Raw genomic sequence first — 18,823 nt, forward strand, 5'->3', positions numbered from 1 at the left:
GAAAGAAAACAACGGGACAGAACTAAGCTTTGTCGATTACTATAGGGTTTCGGCAGCTCGCTTGAGTGAGTACTGTTTTTATGGGTTAGTCTTGGCTCCGTCCCTTTTTTGCCATTTCCACGTCCTGCGGGTTGGTCGCAAATGAAAATACATAAGCGTAGGCCGTTTGAAGGGCAATTTTGAAAGGACGGGTCGATTTGCGGGTCTTGGTTAAGAGCTGCCCTCCCTGTAGACTGGTTATAACTGCACAAGCTAGTTCAGCCGGGTCAGACTCGGCCCGAAGATCACCCCGCTCTTTCATCTTGCTAAATCCATCAATAAAGTACTGCTCCCATTCATCAAAAGAATGCATCAGGGCCACCCTGGCTGTCTCGTCCTGGTCGGCTAGTTCGCTAGCCAATGAACCGAGCGGGCATCCTCCCAAGCTCTCGCTGCTTTCCTTCAAGTCTATAATCGTCGTTCTCCATTTTTCCAAGTTTTCCCATGTGTCCAGATGTTCCAGGAGAGGCAGCTGCGCACCCAGCACATTGACGGTTTGCCGCTCAATAACCGCCAGGATCAACTCTTCTTTATTGGAAAAATAGTGATAGAGCTGGCTTTTACTGACAGAAGCTGCGGCCCTCATATCGTCCATACTGGTACCCCGGACGCCTTTTTCGTAAACAAGTTGGGCTGCCTGATTCAGAATACGCTCTCTGCTGTTCTGCCCGCGTGAAGTTAAAGACCCGTTGTTTGGCATAAGCTTTCTTCCCTCTTCCTTTCTCATTCTTTTGGCCGTAATCTCCTATCCTGAAAGTATAGTACGATTTTTACCGATATTATATCATGAACTGGACTGTTTGGTCCATTAATGTTACTATGGACTAAATAGTCCATTTTTCATCACACAAAGTTTAAAATCAGCAAAACAACCCTAACCTCAGAAGGAGAATCCACATGGAACATTCGATTGCACTCGTCACAGGCGCCACCTCCGGGCTCGGTTATGCGGCAGCCCGCAAGCTCGCCATCGAGGGCTACCGCCAGGTCATCGTCACCGGGCGCAGCCTGGCCCGGGTTCAAGAAGCGGCCGCTCAACTCGCGGCTGAGACCAAGACACAGGTTTTCACTCCGCTGGAGCTGGATCTGGACGCACCGACCAGCGTTCAATCCGCCCTCGCCGAGCTGGTCAAACGAGGTCGGCCGGTTGATTTCTTGCTGCTCAATGCGGGGCTGGTTCCCTTCAAGCAGCGCAAGATTACCGCGGCGGGCGTCGAGGCATCTCAGGCCCCGCTCATTGGTCATCATGAACTGACTGTCGGGTTGCTCAATGCCAACCTGCTGAGTCCCGACGCGCGGATTGTTATCGCCGGCGCGGAGCCTGCCCGAGGGGGCGTGCCCATGTTCAAATACACCGACCTGCCCGCCTTCGCGGCCAAATACCATCAAGGCGACCGAACCGCCGCTGTTGAAGCTCTGATTCGCAACGGGCCGAACGTGAAGTACGTGCCCAACAATGCGTATGCCGACGCGAAGCTGATCATCGCTTGGTGGGTCGCGGCGTTGGCGCGCCGGCTGCCGTCCGGCATGGCTGTGTACGCTGTATCGCCCGGTGGGGCGACCGCCACCAACGTGAAGCGAAGCGCTAGCCCTCTGTTGAAGTATGTGTTTATCCCCATCGTGAACCTCATTCCCGGCATGAACCAGACGCCGGAAACCGCGGCCAGTCGCTACATCCAGGCGTCGGAGTTCGGAACCGACGTCTCAGGGCAATTCTTCGCCTCGGCCAAAGGGAAGTTCTCAGGCCCAATCGAGGTGCAGCTCGAGCCCCACCTCCACGATCGCGCCAACCAGGAAGCCGCGTGGCAAGCCGTCGTCAAGGTCTCCGGCGTCGACTTGTCTTAGTGTCTCCGGCGTCCTTGTCTTATCGTATATTCCAAAAGTTAGGATACCTATGAGTGTTTGAATAATGAGGCGGGTTACGAGAGAAATCGTAACCCGTTCTTTATTTTCATCATTTGACAATGCAGCTTCGGACCGATTTTATACATAGGGCTTGCTGAACAATTCTTTAAAGGAAGGAAATTCAGGGCTTGCTTCTAATTCAAAAATCTTTGCACTCCTTTCATTTAATTCATATGGCCATTTGAGGAAGAAAACCCAGGAAAATCGATGGATATTCAATTAAATACATATTTTGTTAGTTCATAATTTATCTGTATGAGAAATTCATAATCGCTTTCTCTCCTAAAACGAAATTCTTCTATGGTTCACAGAGCAAGTAAACTGCGGCGTCAGCCTTCAACCGTCGAAGTCCTGCACGACGAAAATGACAAAATGCAGATCATTTTTTTAAGCTTGTCTGCTGAAGGCAGCATCATAGCTTGGTCTCTCGTACTTGATCTACTTGTTCGGCTGTACCTTTCAACCGCAATCTGCAACTGAGGGTCGATTTGTATCCGGATACAATTAACTTTTGCCGTCCGGCAGGGATTTGTTACCGCTTTCAAGAATATAATGCTGAATAGATTCATCCTTGCCTACATCACCGATTCTCATTCCAAGCCGATTGAAAGAGGAGATGAATGCGCATGAGTTGGAGTCTGGCCGAAATATTGGAGAACAGCGCCGCAAGCCACCCCCTGCGCCCCGCCTACGTCTGGGGCGGCCGGGAAACAAGCTATTCCGAGCTGATGGACCAAGTGATGCGGTGCGCGTCGGGGCTCGCTTCGCACGGAATCGTCAAGGGAGACAAGGTCGTGCTGCTCCTCGGCAATTCGCCCGAGTTCGTCATCGCCTATTACGGCATCCTGCGCATCGGCGCCGTCGCGGTGCCGGTCAACCCGACCTACACGCCGGAGGAGATCGCCTACGTGCTGGACAACAGCCGTGCCCGCGCCGTCATTGCCGCCGCTCCTCTTGAGCCGGTCTTCCATGCTCTGCGCCCCCGCCTTCCGGAGCTGAAGCTTGTCGTCCTCACCGGAGCCGGCACGTCTTGGGATGAGCTTCTGGACGCTGGCGGCGGCAATCTTGAATCCGCTTACATCAAAGATGACGATACGGCGGTCATTCTCTACACCTCAGGTACGACAGGCAAGCCGAAGGGAGCGATGCTCTCCCATCGGAACTTGGCGACCAACGCGGAATCGGTCCATTCCATGTTCAAAATCAATCATGAGGACCGCGCCGTCGTCGTGCTGCCTATGTTCCATATCTACTCCATGACGGTGTGCGTCAACGCTCCGCTCGCAGTCGGAGCAGCGCTCATCATCATGCCGCGCTTCCAGCCGGCCGAGGTCATCCGCACGATCCGCGAAGACAGGGCGACGATGTTCTCCGGCGTGCCGACGATGTACAGCTTCCTGCTGCAATTCCCCGGAGCGTCGGCCGCAGACTTCGCGGGCATCCGGCTCTGCTCCTCCGGAGGCGCCTCGCTGCCGCTCGAAGTGCTGAACAGGTTCGAGGAGAAGTTCCAGACCGTCATCTATGAAGGCTATGGATTGTCCGAGGCGAGCCCGGTCACCGCCTTCAACCCTCTCGGAGGCATCCGCAAGCCGGGCTCCATCGGCGTGGACATCCCGAACGTGATCAACAAGGTCGTGGATTCGGAAGGGCGCGAGGTGCCTCGCGGCGAGGTCGGAGAGCTGATCGCGCAAGGACCGAACATCATGCAGGGCTACCTCGGCATGCCGGAAGCGACGGCGGCGACGCTCCGGGACGGCTGGCTCTACACAGGCGACATGGCCCGGATGGACGAGGAAGGCTATATCTTTATCGTCGACCGCAAGAAGGACATGATCAACGTCGGCGGCTTCAACGTTTATCCGCGCGAGGTGGAGGAAGTCATCTACCAGCATCCGGCCGTATTCGAGGCGGCGGTCGTCGGCGTGCCCGACGAGGTGTTCGGCGAGAGGGTCAAGGCGTTCGTCGTGCGGAGCGACGAATCGCTGTCGGTGGAGGACCTGCTGGCGTTCTGCCAGTCCCGTCTCGTCAAATACAAGATTCCGACGATCGTCGAGTTCCTGGCGGAGCTGCCGAAGAACAGCTCCGGCAAAACGCTCCGGCGGGCTCTGAGGGAAAAGTGACGCTTCGTGCCCGGCCCGCTGTTCCGGAGATTTCCTTGATTCATGAACAAGCAAAAAACGGCAGATCCTCGGGATTTGCCGTTTTTTGCGGATATTCATGCTGCTGACGATTAAGCGGGACAACCGTTGATGCCGTTGACTTCCAGGAGCTGCATCATTCACGCGGTTAACGGTCAACGGATCGATTCCTCTGCCCTGCGGGAGCCAGAGGGGCTTTCCCGCCGCCGGCATGACTTCCGCCCCGGGTAGCGAGGAACACGCCCCCGAGAATGACGGCCAGCCCCGCGAGCAGATTCCAATGAAGAGGCTCGCCGAGCAGCGAGTATCCCCAGACGATGGCGCTGACCGGCACGAGATAGGTGACCATCGTGGCGAACTCGGGACTTCCCTTCTGGATCAGGTAGTAGAAGATGATGTACGCGATGCCGGAGCCGAATACGCCGATGCCGGCCAGCGCCCCGATGAACGAGCCTGAGCGGAAGGCTTCAGCCGGAAAAGGCTCCGTGGAAAAAGCGGCGATTCCGCTCCCGGCTGCGGAGCATAACAGCGTTCCGAAGGTGAGCTGGTACATCGACAAGCCTTTCAGGCGCCTGGACAGCTGCGAGCCGATCCCGTAACAGAGCGTCGCGGCCAGCATGCAGGCGAAGCCGAGGCCGTCGACGGAGATGATGGTGGACGGATTGACGCCGAGCAGCACCATCATCCCGGCGAGAGCGGTCAGCATGCCCGCCCACTGCAGCCTGCCGGCCGCATTCCGGAAAAAGAGCGTGCCGACGATGATCGTCCACAGAGGAGTCGTCGCGTTCAGAACCGACGCCATTCCGCTGGAAAGCCTCGTTTCGCTGAAGCCGATGAGCGCCCATGGAACGGCGGTATTGAAGAGAGCCATGACCGCCATGGGAATCCAGGGCACGGAGCGAAGCCCGAACGGCTTGCGCAGCAGCAGCATGACGGCGGTAATGGCGACGAGGCCGAACGAGGAGCGCAGGAAAGCGATCATCCACGGTCCCGTTTCTTCGAGCAGAAGCTTGATGAAATAGAAGGAGCCTCCCCAGATCAGGCTCAGAGCGACGAGTGCGGCATATAACGATTTTGGCATATGAACTCCCCCTGCGATGCCGTTCAGGCATGGCTATAGAACGGTCCTTCTATTAAAAGGGCTGAAGGTCCGTTTGTAAATGCGATGCGGATCTATTCTTTCTCCCTCGGAAAGTTGTGTTGTCATTCCCGGCGCTGTCCTCTATACGGAACCAAGGCCGGAACGGCGAGCTGCCTGAGCGAGCCGCCAATACCGACCCTTCAGCCTCCACGAACGGAGTGATGTTTTCCATGTCCAGTGCTCTTTTGCCCGTCCTTATCGTGATGATGGGCCTGATTTATATTTTCGTCATCCCTTCCGATCCGGAAGGAGTCAAAATCGTCTTCAAGCTGATCCCGATGGCGCTCATCCTCCTTTATGCCTACCTCGGCAGCTTCGGCGGAAGGCGCCGCTATCCTGCGCTCGTGCTCTCGGGCTTATTGTTCTGCGCTGTCGGAGACGGCACGCTGCGCTGGTTCGTCGTCGGCTTGTCCGCCTTCCTGATCGGGCATCTCTTCTACATGTCGGCTTTCTTCGGCAGATGGCGGTTCTCCCGGCTGCGCTTCGCAACGATCGTTCCGATCGCCGTCTTCGCCTTTCTCATGGGCAGCAAGCTCATATCCACCCTCGCAGCCGACGGCAAGACGGAGCTGATTGTTCCCGTAGCCGCCTATGTGGCCGTCATCTCCCTGATGGCCTGGTCCGCCATCATGTCGGGCAATCGCCTCGCCATCGCGGGCAGCCTGCTGTTCATGCTCTCGGATTCGATTCTGTCCTGGAACATGTTCGTGTCCGATGTCGCTTATTCGGGTTATTGGATCATGCTGACCTATTACGCCGCGCAGTTCCTCATCGCCGGCAGCCTTCGCCCGGGCAGCGGAAAGTCCTCGTATCCATCCGTGTCTTACAGGGACTCAGCGCTTTGACAGGCAGTCGAGCAGGCTTTTGAAAGCAGGGAAGAAGGAGACGGCCCCTGTCATGGGCATCTCTTCGAACCGCCGGAAGCCTTTCGCCATCTGTCTCTAGTCCATGCCTCTTCCGCTTATGATCCTAACATGCCTTCTCTTTCGCTGTCTTGCTCTTTTATAAGCTTTGATCGTTGGGCGCGAGCCGGGCATCGGCTCCAGCCGGGCTTCCTAAAAGGAAGTCCGGCATTTACGGTTACAATATTCCTTTACAGGAATATTCCTATTGTGGTATATTCCAATCATGGGACGGCAATGAGGAAGGAAAAGAGGTGAGCGGGATGATTGGATCGGCAAGAGCCGTGCCGGAGTGGAGCTTTTCCTTGCATCCAGGCGACAACAGACAGCTATGGATATAACGACATTCGGTGCTTTAAGCGAGCCAAGCCGGCTGCGGATCGTCGAGCTGCTGTCGACGGGGCCGCACACGGTCGGCGAGATCGCCGAACGGCTTCAGATCCGGCAGCCTCAAGCCTCCAAGCATCTGAAGGTGCTGCTTGAGTCTGGCCTCGTAGACGTAACGGCGGAGGCGAACCGGCGCAGCTACAGCCTTCGCATGCAGCCCCTCCGGGAGATGGATGCTTGGCTGGAACGCTACCGGCGCATATGGGAAGAGCGGTACGACGCCTTGGAAGATTATTTGCTCAAGCTGCAGGCAGCGGACGAAAATTCGGATATAGACTCAAAGCGGAAGCCGGAATAGACCCTTGCCCTCGCGCTCAAGGTCATGGCGGACGAAGGCAAAGGCTGGCTGGCATAAGCATAGGCGGACAATCGATAAGAGGAGGAAATACGAGTGAACAAAATGACCCTCAAAGCCGAAGGCAATACCCTTATTCTGGAGCGGGTTTTCCCGGCTCCGCGCAAGCTGGTCTTCCAAGCCTTCACCGACGGCGAAATGCTCAAGCACTGGTGGGGCCCCCGCGGATGGGAGCTGACCGCAAGCCGGATGGATTTCCGTCCCGGAGGAAGCTGGCACTACTGCATGAAGTGCATGGACCAGGCTCAGGGCGACTTTTTCGGCATGGAATCCTGGGGCAAGACCGTCTATGAAGAAGTAGTCGACGGCGAGAAATTCACGGGCACCGATTACTTCTCCGACGCCGAGGGAATCGAGAACCGCGACATGCCCCCCGCCCGCATCATGCTGCTCTTCGAGGATGTCGAAGGAGGCACCAAGGTGACGAACCATTCCGTCTATGCGAGCGCCGAAGCTCTCAAGAGCGTGATCGATATGGGCATGGAGCAGGGCGTCACGGAAACTTGGGATCGGTTGGAGGAATATGTGGCTGCGGCTGCGAAAGCCTAGAGTGGGGGAAGCTGCCGAATCGCGGCAGCTTTTTTCGTTAGCGGCTGCCCCTCATGATCCGAAGCTGAAGAGTCCCCTCTGCATTCCGTCCTGCGGAATTCCCTCTGCATTCCTTCCTGCAGAATCCCCTCTGCCGTCCCGTCCTGCACAATCCCCTCCGCCATCCTGCCGCATGCCCTCTTTTCGAGACGCTGCCGATTCCGTACAATGAAGAGAAAATGGATTCGGTCCAGCAGATGGGAGAATGCCGATGAACAAGCCGATTGCCGGGTATCTCCTGTACGACCTGGTCACCGATCATTTGCGGCTTGAGGCCGTCGCCCGCTTTGCCAAGACGTACTAATCTCCCTTAGAAAGGAAGCCGTTCATGGACCGTCCAACCTCCGCATCCATAACCGCCCGCCTGCAGTCGGATCCGCTGCTCCATATTACCCTGCTCAAAATGCTGGAGAGCTTCGGCGGCGGGATGACCGCCCATATGGCGGAGGAAGGAGAGCAATGGGGCGCTCTTCTGCTGCTGCCTGCCGAGCTGAACGCCTATGACCGGCTTACTTATCCCGAGGCCTCCCATGCCGGATTTCTGGCCGGAAACAGCGACTCCCTGCTGCTTGGACTGCTGGACCGGCTGCCGGAATCGGAACGCTTCGTCTTCAAGCTCCAGCTCCCGCGCTTCAAGGCCATTTTGGCCAGCCGTTTCCGTCTGGAGAAAGCGAGAGGCTTTTATACGTATACGGCGGGGGACACAGCTTTCCAGGCTCCGCTCGACGGCCGCATCGTGGAAACAAGCGGTGTAGATGACGGACTGGCATCGTTCTGGACTCCGCCTGAAGCGGAGGAGCTGCTCGGCTATATCAATAAAGGAGCCCGGCTGTTCGCGCTATACGAAGGAGACGAGCCGGCCAGCGTATGCGCCGCTTTTCCGAACTTCGGGCCGATCTGGGAAATCGGCTTCCTGCGCACGCGGGAGAGGTTTCAAGGCCGCGGCCTGGCGAAGCAGGTCGTGTCCGCGGCGATGGCAAGCATCGGCAAGGACGGGCGCATTGCCCGCTATCATGTGCTGGAGACGAACGAGGCGTCCATCAAGGTCGCCGAGTCGGTCGGCCTGTCCAGAGCGGTCCATCTGGAGCACTTCCTGACCTGCTGAACATGGATTCCGCTTACAGGCGGGTCAGCCTCTACCGGCATTTCTTGCCTCTGCGGCGTGACATCAACGCCAAGTTAAGTACGAAAAAGAGCGTTCTTCCCCACCGGAAGAACGCTCTTTTCCTAATCAATCCACAATGAGGCTGCCGCCAGCACCTTCTTGACTGCCGCAATCCGCTCCGGCACAGGCGGGCGGAGCGAATGTCCGCCTTCTCTGACGGCGGAGCCGAAATGCACTTCGCCAACGCCCGTTTCCTTCAGAAAGCTTTCCAGCGCGTCCAAGGTCAAGCCGCTGCCCGCCAAAATCGTCTTTCCGCTTCCTGCCGACGCTTGAACGAGCTGCCTCAGCCGGGCCATTCCCTGAAGCGCGCTCGGCTGCCCGCCGGAAGTGAGAATGCGGTTGACGGCAGGGTGCCTGGTCAAAATCTCCAACGCCGCAAGCTGATCGCGGACGGCATCGAATGCCCGGTGGAAGGTGACATCCAGACCTTCGGCTTCGCCCAGCAGAAGCTTCAGCGCTTCCTCGTCGACCGTTCCCTCCGGAGTCAACGGGCCAAGGACGACTCCCGCCGCTCCCGACCTGCGGATCATCCGGATGTCCGCCCGCATCGCCTGTAGGTCGAGCTTGTCGTACACGAACGACAAGCTGTGCGGCCGCACCATGACGTTGACCGGAATCGACACCGCCTTGACGGTCTCTTCGATAAGACCCGGTCCCGGCGTCAAGCCGCCCTCCAGCATCCCGGTGACGAGCTCGATCCGATCCGCTCCTCCTCGTTCCGCCAGCACCGCGTCCGATACGCGGGTCGCGATGATTTCCAGCTTCATCCCCGCCGCCCCCTCCTCTGTCTATCGGTCCCGCCTGCCCTTGCCGCCGCTGTTCATCTAACCGTTGTCACGACTCCGCCAGGGCGCGGTTCGCCAGATTGGTCAGCACGACATCGTCCATGGGCGGGTTGTGCAGGCCCGCACGGACATCCCGGTACATGCGCTCCAGCGGGTAGCTGCGGGAAAGGCTCAAGCCGCCGACGATCCGCATCGCCTGATCCACGATGGAGATCGCGGCGTTGGTGGCGATGTATTTGGCAAGCCCCAGCTCCGTCTTCAGCTCTGCGCGGCCTTGCTCATCGCGGTCCCAGCGGTCCGCAATCCCGTACAGGTACGAGCGGGCGGCGAGCCAGTCGGCTTCGATGAGTCCGAGCTGGCGCTTGATGTTGGGGAGCTCGGCGATCGGCACGGTCAGCGAATTCGGCTTGTGGCTGCGGGCGAATTCCAGCGCAAAGTCGCGCGCCGCCCAGGCGATGCCGATATAACAGGCCGGAATATGGAGCATCGACGCCTCCGTCGGCGCGAACGGTGCGGCCGGGGACGCCGAATCCAGGCCGACGATCGTCTCCTCGTCGGGAACGAACACATCGCTCAGCACGACGTCATGGCTTCCCGTCGACCTCATCCCGAGCGTATTCCAGGTTTCCTCGACCTGCACGCCTGGGCCTCTGTGCACGAGAAACGAGCCGACCTTGCCGCTGCCCTCGAAGCCGGCCGTCACGGTGAACCGCTCCAGAATCGGGCTCAGCGTGCTGAACGTTTTGCGACCCGTGAGGAGCCAGCCCCCGTCGGTCCGTCTCGCGGTCGTCTCCGGCCGGCCTCCCCGGGTGGGGCTGCCCGTCGCCGGCTCGCTGGCGAGCTCATTGATGACGATGCCGTCCCGGACGATATCCTGACAGAGCCGGACGAACAACGGCTCCGGCCAGGAGCGGGACAGCCTCAGCTTCATCAGCGTATGGACATGCCAGCCGACGGCCAGCGCCGTCGAGCCGTCGCCGCGGGCCAGCCGCTCCTGCGACAGCACGAGCTCGTAGGCCGATGCCTCCTCGCCTCCGTACGCCTCCGGCACGGTCAGCTTCAAGTAGCCGGATTGCTTCAAATCCTCGAAGTTTTCAAAAGGAAACGAGCCTTCCCGGTCATGCTCCGCCGCTCTGGGAGCGAACCGGGCGGCAAGCCGGTCCGCCCTCTCCGCGATCGCCGCCTCGCGTTCATTGCGGATATAGGGATCCATCGATGGTGTCATATTCTCAGCCGCCTTTCCTGCGAACTCATGAAGGATAAGATGCCCCGTCACGGTATAGGGCATGAATTATTCACATCCTATCATAGTTGCCCGATAGGGAACCAGGCTTATACCCTGACCTCTGTTCAAAAAAAAGAACTTATCTCCGAGGAAATAAGTTCTTCATGCCGCTGCCGTGTTCCTTGTCGGTTGTCGCGATGTTATCTCGCTTGAATATAACCTTCCGCCTTCAGCAGCTCGGCGATCAGCACCGCTCCGCCTGCCGCGCCGCGCAGCGTGTTATGCGAGAGGCCCACGAACTTGTAGTCGTAGACGGAATCCTCGCGCAGACGTCCCGCCGAGACGCCCATGCCGCCCTCGATGTCGCGGTCCAGCTTCGTCTGCGGACGGTTTTCTTCCTCGAAGTACGTGATGAACTGCTTCGGCGCGCTCGGGAGGCCGAGCTCCTGCGGACGTCCCTTGTAGGTTTTCCACAGCTCGAGAATCTCTTCCTTGGAAGGCTTCTTCTCGAAGGAAGCGAACACCGTCGCCATATGCCCGTCGGCTACAGGCACGCGAATGCACTGCGTAGTAATCAGCGGCGAGCTGGCCTTGACGATCTCGTCGTTCTCGATGCGGCCCCAGATGCGGAGCGGCTCCTGCTCGCTCTTCTCTTCCTCGCCGCCGATGTATGGAATCACGTTGTCGAGCATTTCCGGCCAATCCGTGAAGTTTTTGCCTGCTCCGGAAATGGCTTGGTACGTCGAGGCGACGACCGTCGTCGGCTTGAACTCGCGCAGCGCATGAAGAGCCGGCACATAGCTCTGGATGGAGCAGTTCGGCTTGACCGCGATGAAGCCGGTCTCCGTGCCGAGACGCTTGCGCTGGGCCGCGATGACTTCAATGTGCTCCGGATTGATTTCCGGAATGACCATCGGAATGTCCGGCGTCCAGCGATGCGCCGAGTTGTTGGAGATGACCGGCACGCCCGCCTTGGCGTAGGCTTCCTCAAGCGCCTGGATTTCGTTTTTCTTCATATCCACGGCGCAGAAGATGAAGTCCACCCCGGAGGCGACCTCCTCCACCTTGGACGCGTCCTGCACGACGATCCCTTTCACCGCTTCCGGAATCGGAGTCTCCAGCTTCCAGCGGCCCTGCACGGACTGCTCGTACGTCTTGCCCGCCGACCCTGCGCTTGCCGCGATTGCCGTCACCTCAAACCAAGGATGCCCATCCAGCAGCTGCACGAAGCGCTGCCCGACCATGCCCGTTCCGCCGACGATGCCGGCTTTCAGTTTTCTCTCTGCCATTCGAATTCCATTCCCCTCTGCGTATGATGAAGAAATGCCGCTCCTGCTACTACCTATTCAGGCCGCCGGCTCGATGTACCGCCTGCTGCCCTTATAGGCTGAACTTTCGGTCGTCCGATAGACAACAAAAAAATCCCACCCCCAAGACTGCGCTTCAGTCTCAGGGACGAGATTGGATTCCTCGTGGTACCACCCAGGTTCGCCGGCTTGGTCGCCCAATCGGCCTCTTCGAGTACGGCAGCGCCAAGCCATGCATGAGGCAAGATGCGTATACTCTAGCTCTGTAACAGGAGCTCCCGTCGCGCCATCCCCGCTCAAGCCGGTTCCTGCGCGCTGCTCGGAGTCTTTTTTCAATAAAGGCTTCTTTGCTCCTTTTCAGCGGACGGAGCTCTCTGGGAAAGAATCGCTTTATCTACTTCTCTCTTCATCGCATTTTGAATTGTTGCACCTATAGTAACAAATTATCCATGCCAAGGTAAATAAAAATTTAAATCCCTTTTGCGTGGGGTCATACGGCAAAGAAAAAAGCACGCCGCCAGGGCAGCGTGCCTCCTAAACCGATTACTCTTCGTTCGCAGCCGCTACCTCGGCATTTTCATTCTTGCGAGGTCTTCCAGGCTTGCGCCCGCTCGTGCTGCGAGGAAGAGACGGATTCCGGGGAGATCGGGTCTGCTTGACCGTGTCAGCCTTTTCAAAATGCTCTTTAATCATCTCGATAATGCTTTCATAAGCGTGAATATTAACTTCACGTACAATCGTGGAGCTGTTTCCTTCGACAGAAAGCTGCTTTTCGAACTCAAGGCTTTTGGATTCATGGTTTTTAAGAGTTTCCAGACGATGAATCAAGCTGTCTACAGAATCGGACGAGTACAGTTTAGCCAAACCAGTCACCTCATTTTTGTTTATTCGTTTAATTATACACAAAATGATGGCTTAAATACCTTTCCTTATTAATCGAAATGATATTTATTTATTTCCTATTCCGCTTTTATTTATGATGAACAAATGTCTTTATTTGACCCCATGAAAAAAAGAGCCGCGGGAAAATTCCCGCAGCTCTAACAGGTTGCGCCAATTCGTCCTGAAGAGGGACGGCAAGGAAGCCGATCGCTTACGCAGGGGCGGATGGCTGCCTATTTTTCCATGACCGCAAAATAGTTGCCTTCGGAGTCGGCGAAATTGAACACCTTTCCGAACGGCAGCGTCACGAGCTCTCCAAGCGTCACCTTCTTGTCGGCCAGGTCGCGGTACAGTCCCTCCAGATCCTCGGAGTAGAACATCAGCGAAGGCGTGCCGAGATTGATTTCCGGCGACATCTTGGCGACAGCTTCCTTGCTGTGCAGAACGAGGCTCGTCCCGCCTTCCTTCGGAGCGACCTCGAACCATCTCATGCCTTCTCCATTTTCTTCGGCTACGACCGCAAAACCGAGCTTCTCCGTCCAGAACTCCTTGGCCTGATCCTGGTTTTGGACATACAGCATCACCTGACCGATCTTGCTGATCATCGTTTGCACGCTCCCGTATCATATTGGCTTCCGCAGCCGTTTGCCGATGGGCTTAAGATCCCCGGCTTCAACGTCCTCAATTCCACATCCAACCCGGCGTTTTCCTGCTTCTTCATAAAAAGAATAAAAAACAGCCGCTATCGGGCTGTCTTTTGGGTACCTTATTCCTTTGTACGGCATGGTTCAAAAATCCTTCTGAGCTTGCCGCCTACCACTCGCTGCCCCAGGCATTCGCGTAGGCTTCCATCATCCGCGGGGCGGTTTCCCTGACGCCGGTCATCGCCTCGGCTTCGAGCTCGTGTGCGAACCGGCGGGTTTCCGCCGGAGCGGCTTTTGTGTTCTCCGCCGCAAGCTTTGGCCGGCTGCGGTTCTCATCCAGCTTTTCCTTCGTTTTTCTCAAGCTGAATTCCGGACCAAGGACGTCGGCGAACAGCTTGCTTTCCTGCCTTCTGATCTTGCGCGCTTCTTTTCGTTCCCAGGCCGTTTCATGCAGCCGCTGCTCTTCCACGGTTTCCGGAATGACAGCCGCCACCTCGGTCGGCCTGCCGTCGTCGCCCAGCGCCACGAAGGTCAGGAAAGAGGTCGCGCATACTTTTCTTTCTCCGGTGAGCAGATCCTCGGTCACGACCCGGACGAAGATTTCCATCGACGTCTTATGGGCCCATGTTACGAAGGCGGACAAGCAGACGGCATCGCCTTTTTTGACCGGGTGCAGGAAGTCGACGGAGTCGGTGGAAGCCGTCACGACGGGACGGCGGGCATGGCGGGTAGCGGCGATCGTCGCCACGTCGTCGATGTAGGCCATCAGCTTGCCGCCGAAGATCGTCCCGTGATGGTTCGTGTCGGGCGGCAAAACGATGGAGGCTTTGATCGTATAGGAGAGGCTTGCCGGCTTCGCAGGCAAGGTTTCATTTTTTGCCATTATGCATGTACCTTCTTTCTCGATATAACCCTTGTATCCGGGCTAGACCTAAAGTGTACACGCGATAGAAGTATAGGTAAAATACATATATCGAATTGTTTTCATTCGTTTTCTCTATAGGTCAACTTCAAGAAAGGCTGGTGCCCGGAGCCGTGGATATCCGTCAATTAACGTATTTCATGGAAGTCGCGAAGCAAGGAAGCTTCACGAAAGCGGCTCAGCAGCTTCATATTACCCAGCCCTCCCTGTCCAAGATGGTCCGTCTGCTGGAGGAGGAGCTCGGCGTCGCCTTGTTCGACCGGTCCTCCAAGAAAATCGTGCTGACCGATGCGGGAGAGAGCATTCTGCGCTCCTCGCAGCAGGTCATGGAATCGCTCGACCATATGACCGCGGAGCTGGACGATGTCGTCCAGGCCAAGCGGGGAACGCTGCGTCTGGGCATCCCGCCGATGATCGGCGGACGCCTTTTTCCGTCCATTCTGGAAGGCTTCCACAGCAAATATCCTCAGATCCGCCTGCAGCTGGCGGAGCGCGGCGGCAAGCTGATCGAGGCCGGGGTCGACAGCGGCGAGCTGGATGCCGGTCTTGTCATTTTGCCGATCGGCAACGAAGAGAAGTTCCACCTGCTTCCATGCATCGAAGAGGAGCTTCATCTCGTCGTCTACCCGGAGCATTGGGCGGCTGCGCGCCCCAGCATCGGCTTGCGGGAGCTGCGTGACGAAGCCTTTATCCTGTTTCGGGACGAATTCACGCTGCATGATCTCATCCTGGACACATGCCGCCAGGCCGGTTTCGAGCCGCATATCGCCTTTGAAAGCACCCAATGGGATTTCATGGCGGAGCTGGTCGCGGCCCGGTTCGGCATCACCCTGCTGCCAAGCGGCGTGGCAGGAGCTCTGGACCCGGCCCGCTTCCGCGTCATTCCGCTCGTACAGCCGGCCGTCATGTGGCGCCTCTATATGATCTGGAAGAAGGACCGCTATCAGTCGTTTGCAGCGAGGGAATGGACGGCCTTCATGCAAAAGAGCCTGGATGGGGGCAGCGGGTAAACCTCGACGGAGCCGTGGTCCAGGCTCTCCGATTCGTCCTGGCAGATTCGGGTCTCCGAGGGGCGTGACTCATCCCCGCTTCTATTATCGGCGGCGTCTTCTGCGCAAGACAGCGGCAAGGCCGAGAGCTCCAAGGGCGGCCGCAGCCAAGATCAGTCCCGCCACCGTCAAGCTTCCTTGCGCTTGGATCAGGTTTTTCCAGGCTGTGTCTTGCGCCGCAGGCTCCGCTGCGCGTTGCAGCGGAATTTCCTTTCCCTTCAGGTAGGCGAGCGCCGCGGCCGATTCGGCGACCGGCCTGGAGGGAGCGCAGAGCGGGTTTTCCCAATGGTCTCCTTTTATTTTCAAGAAGAACAAATAGTCCTCTCCGCTTGCGCTCGGTCCATTCACAACTCCCCAGAACTTGTCTTCATCGGCGATGATTCGTTCCTCCCCGACTCCTTTGTAGCTCGTTTTCACCGTAATTCGGAGTTCATTCCGGTTAAAATGGGAGACCGATTTATCCAGATGTCCCTCTAGGATTGCATCGTAATAGATATAGGCCTCTTCCATCGACCTAGGCTCCGCGCAGGACAAGGCCTGGACTTGGGAGGGCTGCAGCGGCAGCAGAACGAACAGCATTCCGGCGAGAAGCAGAAGCGGCTTTTTCATCGATGTTTCCTCCTTCCCTTTCCTAGAATTAGGAACGTGCTCAAGGGCCGATAAGGTTGCAGCGATTGTCTGGCAGCCCGGGGGCCGCATTTTTCATGGGCATGCAAAAAAAAAAAGCGGCTGCCGGCAAGGCCTGGCAGTCGCTTTTGTTTGTAGCTGGAGGTCTATCGTTCGTTCCTGTTTGCATCCGTCCCGCTCTTGCAGAGCTCGACTTATCGATGCTGAGAATGCGCCTTGGCGAGGGAAAGACGTCAGCCTGGGCGCCTGGTGTGCCAAGGTCCGTCCTGTCCGCCTCCCGCAGCACCCGCAGGCTGCGGATTCAGTCTGCCTGCCGGAAGCCGTCCGGCAGCAGCGCCGTCAGATCGGCCATGCCGACCGCCAGATGGATGCCTTCCATCGTGCGCAGCGAGCCGGAGATGATGCCCGTCAGACGGCCCTGCTCGTCGATCAGCGGACCGCCCGACATGCCGCTGGCGATGGCCGCGTCGATCAGCACTCGGCTGCGGCCGTTGACAACCGCGTCCGGGCTGCTGACGATGCCTTGCGTCACGATCGGCGTATTTTTGAGCGGGAAACCGATCGCATAGACGGCGTCTCCATGCTCCAGCTTGGCCGATCGCAAGGTGACGTACGGATACTTGCCGCCCCCCTTGCGAGCCGAGAGCTCCAGCATGGCCGCATCGGTACGCTCGTCATACCGCCCGACCTTGACAGAGGCGACGGTGCCGTCCGCCAGCACGGCCTCCAGCCGGGCCGCGCCCTTTACGACATGATACGCCGTGGCGGCAGCTCCGCCGGAGGAGAGCAGGACGCCCGTCCCGGTCGCGGACACCGTGCCGTCGGCGCTCAACGCCCGCAAATAAAAGACGGCGTCCGAAGCGAGCCTGTAGCTTTCGTCGGCGGCCAGCGGAGCCTGCTGCTCCGCCTGGATGCTGCTTGCCGCATAGGGTCCTGCCGCCAGCATGGCGCCCAGCGCCAGCGCGGCGATCCATCTTTTTTTCATGGCTTGGCCTTCCTTTCCTTGAGCGTTGGGCTGTGCGCGGACAGGCTCAGCGGCCTGCCGGCGCCTTCGGGTCCACGGCCGACATGATGTCCTTGTACGCCCAGTGGGCGGACGTCAGGTCGGCGAAGCGCGGTTGGGCATCCGTACGCTTGACGGTGCCGGCCATCCGATTGATGAGCACGACGGCCTGGGCGCGCGTCAGCGGACTGTTCGGACGGAAGCTGCCGTCCGGGAAGCCCTGGATCAGCCCTGCTTCGGTCAACGCGCCGATGTAAGGCGCAGCCCAGTGCTTGAGGGCGTCCTTCTGCTTCGGCGCGGCCGCCTGATTGACATCGAGCTTCAGCACCCTGGAGGCGATGACGGCGAATTCCGCCCGCGTAAGGCTGCGGTCGCCGCCGAAGGTGCCGTCCGGATAACCGCCGACGATGCCGGCGGAAGCGAAGAAGGCCACGAGCTGCCCGCTGCGTTCCGATTTGTCCGGGAAGGCATTGAACAGCTCTCCGGGCTCGCGGTCGAGCAGCGGCGCCAGGAATTCGATCAGCTCGTAGCGGCTCATCGCCGCGTTCGGCTTGAAGGTGCCGTCGGCATAACCGGCGGCGTACCGGATCGTGGACGCATCCTTGCGGAGGTCATAGCCGGCATTGCCGACCTCGAAGACGTACGTCAGGATGAGCTTGTCTCCCTCAATTCTGGCCTTGACTGTCATAGAGCGGGTCAGCACCAGCTCGCCTACGTAGCGCTTGCTGTTCTCCGTCGGATCGCTGCCGTCGGTCGTATAGCGGATCCACTTGCCCTCCGGCGCCGTCAGGCGCAGGATGCTGCCGCGCGGCACCCGCACGGACTCCGGCTTTTCCTCGCCTATGGCCGGCTTGCCGATGTTGGATTCCAGAGCGGGCTTCGGCTCCGGCGTTGGAGTCGGAGACGGCATCGGGCCAGGGAAGAACACGAAGCCTCCCTCCTGCTTCAGCTTCCACTCCCCGCTCAGCGCCGGGCTGTATTCCTTGCCCGCCGCGACGGCGATCGCCGTCAGCGTCGTCGTCTCCTTGAGCGTGATCGGCGAAGCGTAGACGGCGGACATCTCGCTCGGCATGCTGCCGTCCAGCGTGTAGTAGATGACGGCTCCCGGCTCGGCCGCGAGCGTGATCTCTACTTTTTCCTTGAATTCCTTGGCGCCCGAGACGACGTGCGGAGCGTCTGCGGCCTGCGGCCAGCGCAGCTCCGGCGAGTTCAGGACGATGGAGCGGGAGAAGCCTCCAAGCTCGGCCTTCAGCGCGGCGGCGCCGCCGGCCGGCAGCTTGCCGGAACCGGCTTGCAGCTGCGCGAGCGAAGCGTCCGCGCTCCAGCGAAGACCTTCGGCCTGGCTGAGGCCGAAGCTGGACGTCAGGCGGTTCACCGTATCGCCTGCTGCCGGAACGGCAGCCGCGGCGGCGAGGCGCGCCAGAGTTCCTTCTGCCGGAACCGGATAGAATCCGGCCGCCGCTCTCCAGACGCTGCCGGACAATCCGGCCGGCAGCGCGCCGGAGGTCAGCTCGGCGCCGCCGAGAGCCCCTTCCGTGCGGATGGAGCCTTCGGCATCGTAGTAGGCGACGCCGCGCTTGACCATCTGCTTGTGGAACGAGGAGCCGCGGATCTCGCCGCCGGCTTCCAGCCTGCCGGCCAGGCCGCCGAAGAAGCTGCGGCCCGGCATGAGGGCTCCGTCTACGGCGGCGACAGCTTCGCCGCCTCCGACGGAGCGCTCGACGAGGCCCGCAACGCGTCCGGCGATGCCGCCCGCCCA

Annotated in this window: 18 protein-coding genes and 1 pseudogene; 7 read left to right on the plus strand and 12 right to left on the minus strand. The window is 58.9% G+C overall.

The window, feature by feature from the left end; all coding sequences use genetic code 11:
* Positions 1-85: 85 nt before the first annotated feature.
* Positions 86-766: a TetR/AcrR family transcriptional regulator gene (locus PHU01S_RS21090; RefSeq protein WP_049868908.1), complete on the minus strand. Its 681-nt coding sequence runs from the start codon at positions 764-766 to the stop codon at positions 86-88.
* Between the two features lie 170 nt (positions 767-936).
* Here PHU01S_RS21090 and PHU01S_RS21095 point away from each other — a divergent pair, with 170 nt between their 5' ends.
* Positions 937-1,884: an SDR family NAD(P)-dependent oxidoreductase gene (locus PHU01S_RS21095; RefSeq protein ID WP_048749098.1), complete on the plus strand. Its 948-nt coding sequence runs from the start codon at positions 937-939 to the stop codon at positions 1,882-1,884.
* A 686-nt stretch (positions 1,885-2,570) separates the two neighbouring features.
* Complete coding sequence (locus tag PHU01S_RS21100) at positions 2,571-4,064, plus strand: long-chain-fatty-acid--CoA ligase (protein WP_127509772.1); 1,494 nt, start codon at positions 2,571-2,573, stop codon at positions 4,062-4,064.
* Positions 4,065-4,230: 166 nt separating this feature from the next.
* Here PHU01S_RS21100 and PHU01S_RS21105 read toward each other — a convergent pair whose 3' ends face one another.
* Complete coding sequence (locus PHU01S_RS21105) at positions 4,231-5,163, minus strand: DMT family transporter (protein ID WP_048749094.1); 933 nt, start codon at positions 5,161-5,163, stop codon at positions 4,231-4,233.
* A gap of 230 nt (positions 5,164-5,393) precedes the next feature.
* On the opposite strand from PHU01S_RS21105, the gene PHU01S_RS21110 reads away from it, so the two are divergent.
* From PHU01S_RS21110 to PHU01S_RS21125, 4 genes are all read left to right on the plus strand, one after another.
* Positions 5,394-6,068: a lysoplasmalogenase gene (locus PHU01S_RS21110; protein WP_048749117.1), complete on the plus strand. Its 675-nt coding sequence runs from the start codon at positions 5,394-5,396 to the stop codon at positions 6,066-6,068.
* 388 nt (positions 6,069-6,456) lie between these two features.
* A complete protein-coding gene (locus PHU01S_RS21115; protein WP_048749092.1) occupies positions 6,457-6,810 on the plus strand; it encodes an ArsR/SmtB family transcription factor in 354 nt (117 codons plus the stop codon).
* Between the two features lie 102 nt (positions 6,811-6,912).
* Positions 6,913-7,416, plus strand: coding sequence for an SRPBCC domain-containing protein (locus PHU01S_RS21120; protein WP_049869807.1), 504 nt, complete (start codon positions 6,913-6,915; stop codon positions 7,414-7,416).
* A gap of 367 nt (positions 7,417-7,783) precedes the next feature.
* Entirely contained in the window at positions 7,784-8,560 is a 777-nt protein-coding gene (locus PHU01S_RS21125) for a GNAT family N-acetyltransferase (protein WP_021879246.1), read from the plus strand.
* Between the two features lie 122 nt (positions 8,561-8,682).
* Here PHU01S_RS21125 and PHU01S_RS21130 read toward each other — a convergent pair whose 3' ends face one another.
* From PHU01S_RS21130 to PHU01S_RS21155, 7 genes and pseudogenes are all read right to left on the minus strand, one after another.
* On the minus strand, positions 8,683-9,387 hold the full coding sequence (locus PHU01S_RS21130) for a copper homeostasis protein CutC (RefSeq protein ID WP_127509776.1): 705 nt from the start codon (positions 9,385-9,387) through the stop codon (positions 8,683-8,685).
* 67 nt (positions 9,388-9,454) lie between these two features.
* Complete coding sequence (locus PHU01S_RS21135; protein WP_048749115.1) at positions 9,455-10,630, minus strand: acyl-CoA dehydrogenase family protein; 1,176 nt, start codon at positions 10,628-10,630, stop codon at positions 9,455-9,457.
* A 200-nt stretch (positions 10,631-10,830) separates the two neighbouring features.
* Positions 10,831-11,919 carry an aspartate-semialdehyde dehydrogenase gene (gene asd / locus PHU01S_RS21140; protein ID WP_083436603.1) on the minus strand — a complete coding sequence of 363 codons (1,089 nt, stop codon included), beginning with the start codon at positions 11,917-11,919 and terminating at the stop codon, positions 10,831-10,833.
* Positions 11,920-12,480: 561 nt separating this feature from the next.
* A complete protein-coding gene (locus PHU01S_RS21145) occupies positions 12,481-12,801 on the minus strand; it encodes a hypothetical protein (RefSeq protein ID WP_127509779.1) in 321 nt (106 codons plus the stop codon).
* Between the two features lie 251 nt (positions 12,802-13,052).
* Positions 13,053-13,424 carry a VOC family protein gene (locus tag PHU01S_RS21150; protein ID WP_049868902.1) on the minus strand — a complete coding sequence of 124 codons (372 nt, stop codon included), beginning with the start codon at positions 13,422-13,424 and terminating at the stop codon, positions 13,053-13,055.
* Positions 13,425-13,442: 18 nt separating this feature from the next.
* Positions 13,443-13,604: a hypothetical protein gene (locus PHU01S_RS25940; RefSeq protein ID WP_164763149.1), complete on the minus strand. Its 162-nt coding sequence runs from the start codon at positions 13,602-13,604 to the stop codon at positions 13,443-13,445.
* Between the two features lie 199 nt (positions 13,605-13,803).
* Positions 13,804-14,346, minus strand: a pseudogene (locus PHU01S_RS21155) (acyl-CoA thioesterase); the annotation flags it as partial.
* Positions 14,347-14,498: 152 nt separating this feature from the next.
* On the opposite strand from PHU01S_RS21155, the gene PHU01S_RS21160 reads away from it, so the two are divergent.
* A complete protein-coding gene (locus tag PHU01S_RS21160; protein WP_048749110.1) occupies positions 14,499-15,395 on the plus strand; it encodes a LysR family transcriptional regulator in 897 nt (298 codons plus the stop codon).
* Between the two features lie 84 nt (positions 15,396-15,479).
* On the opposite strand, the gene PHU01S_RS21165 is transcribed toward PHU01S_RS21160, so the two are convergent.
* The 3 genes from PHU01S_RS21165 to PHU01S_RS21175 all read right to left on the minus strand — a co-directional run.
* The gene (locus tag PHU01S_RS21165; protein WP_127509782.1) at positions 15,480-16,043 is read right to left on the minus strand and encodes a hypothetical protein; all 564 of its coding nucleotides are present in this window, start codon (positions 16,041-16,043) and stop codon (positions 15,480-15,482) included.
* Positions 16,044-16,362: 319 nt separating this feature from the next.
* On the minus strand, positions 16,363-17,046 hold the full coding sequence (locus PHU01S_RS21170) for a S1C family serine protease (protein WP_021879237.1): 684 nt from the start codon (positions 17,044-17,046) through the stop codon (positions 16,363-16,365).
* A 46-nt stretch (positions 17,047-17,092) separates the two neighbouring features.
* Positions 17,093-18,823: S-layer homology domain-containing protein (locus PHU01S_RS21175; RefSeq protein WP_174806389.1), on the minus strand; the 1,731-nt coding region annotated here is incomplete at its 5' end.

The organism is Paenibacillus humicus NBRC 102415, from assembly GCF_004000905.1.
GTDB lineage: Bacteria > Bacillota > Bacilli > Paenibacillales > Paenibacillaceae > Paenibacillus_O > Paenibacillus_O humicus.

Bases quoted from the DNA above. Each gene is read 5' to 3' on its own strand.
- PHU01S_RS21090 (WP_049868908.1), bottom strand. From the start codon at position 766: ATGAGAAAGGAAGAGGGAAGAAAGCTTATGCCAAACAACGGGTCTTTA.
- PHU01S_RS21095 (WP_048749098.1), top strand. From the start codon at position 937: ATGGAACATTCGATTGCACTCGTCACAGGCGCCACCTCCGGGCTCGGT.
- PHU01S_RS21100 (WP_127509772.1), top strand. From the start codon at position 2,571: ATGAGTTGGAGTCTGGCCGAAATATTGGAGAACAGCGCCGCAAGCCAC.
- PHU01S_RS21105 (WP_048749094.1), bottom strand. From the start codon at position 5,163: ATGCCAAAATCGTTATATGCCGCACTCGTCGCTCTGAGCCTGATCTGG.
- PHU01S_RS21110 (WP_048749117.1), top strand. From the start codon at position 5,394: ATGTCCAGTGCTCTTTTGCCCGTCCTTATCGTGATGATGGGCCTGATT.
- PHU01S_RS21115 (WP_048749092.1), top strand. From the start codon at position 6,457: ATGGATATAACGACATTCGGTGCTTTAAGCGAGCCAAGCCGGCTGCGG.
- PHU01S_RS21120 (WP_049869807.1), top strand. From the start codon at position 6,913: ATGACCCTCAAAGCCGAAGGCAATACCCTTATTCTGGAGCGGGTTTTC.
- PHU01S_RS21125 (WP_021879246.1), top strand. From the start codon at position 7,784: ATGGACCGTCCAACCTCCGCATCCATAACCGCCCGCCTGCAGTCGGAT.
- PHU01S_RS21130 (WP_127509776.1), bottom strand. From the start codon at position 9,387: ATGAAGCTGGAAATCATCGCGACCCGCGTATCGGACGCGGTGCTGGCG.
- PHU01S_RS21135 (WP_048749115.1), bottom strand. From the start codon at position 10,630: ATGACACCATCGATGGATCCCTATATCCGCAATGAACGCGAGGCGGCG.
- asd (WP_083436603.1), bottom strand. From the start codon at position 11,919: ATGGCAGAGAGAAAACTGAAAGCCGGCATCGTCGGCGGAACGGGCATG.
- PHU01S_RS21150 (WP_049868902.1), bottom strand. From the start codon at position 13,424: ATGATCAGCAAGATCGGTCAGGTGATGCTGTATGTCCAAAACCAGGAT.
- PHU01S_RS25940 (WP_164763149.1), bottom strand. From the start codon at position 13,604: ATGCCGTACAAAGGAATAAGGTACCCAAAAGACAGCCCGATAGCGGCT.
- PHU01S_RS21165 (WP_127509782.1), bottom strand. From the start codon at position 16,043: ATGAAAAAGCCGCTTCTGCTTCTCGCCGGAATGCTGTTCGTTCTGCTG.
- PHU01S_RS21170 (WP_021879237.1), bottom strand. From the start codon at position 17,046: ATGAAAAAAAGATGGATCGCCGCGCTGGCGCTGGGCGCCATGCTGGCG.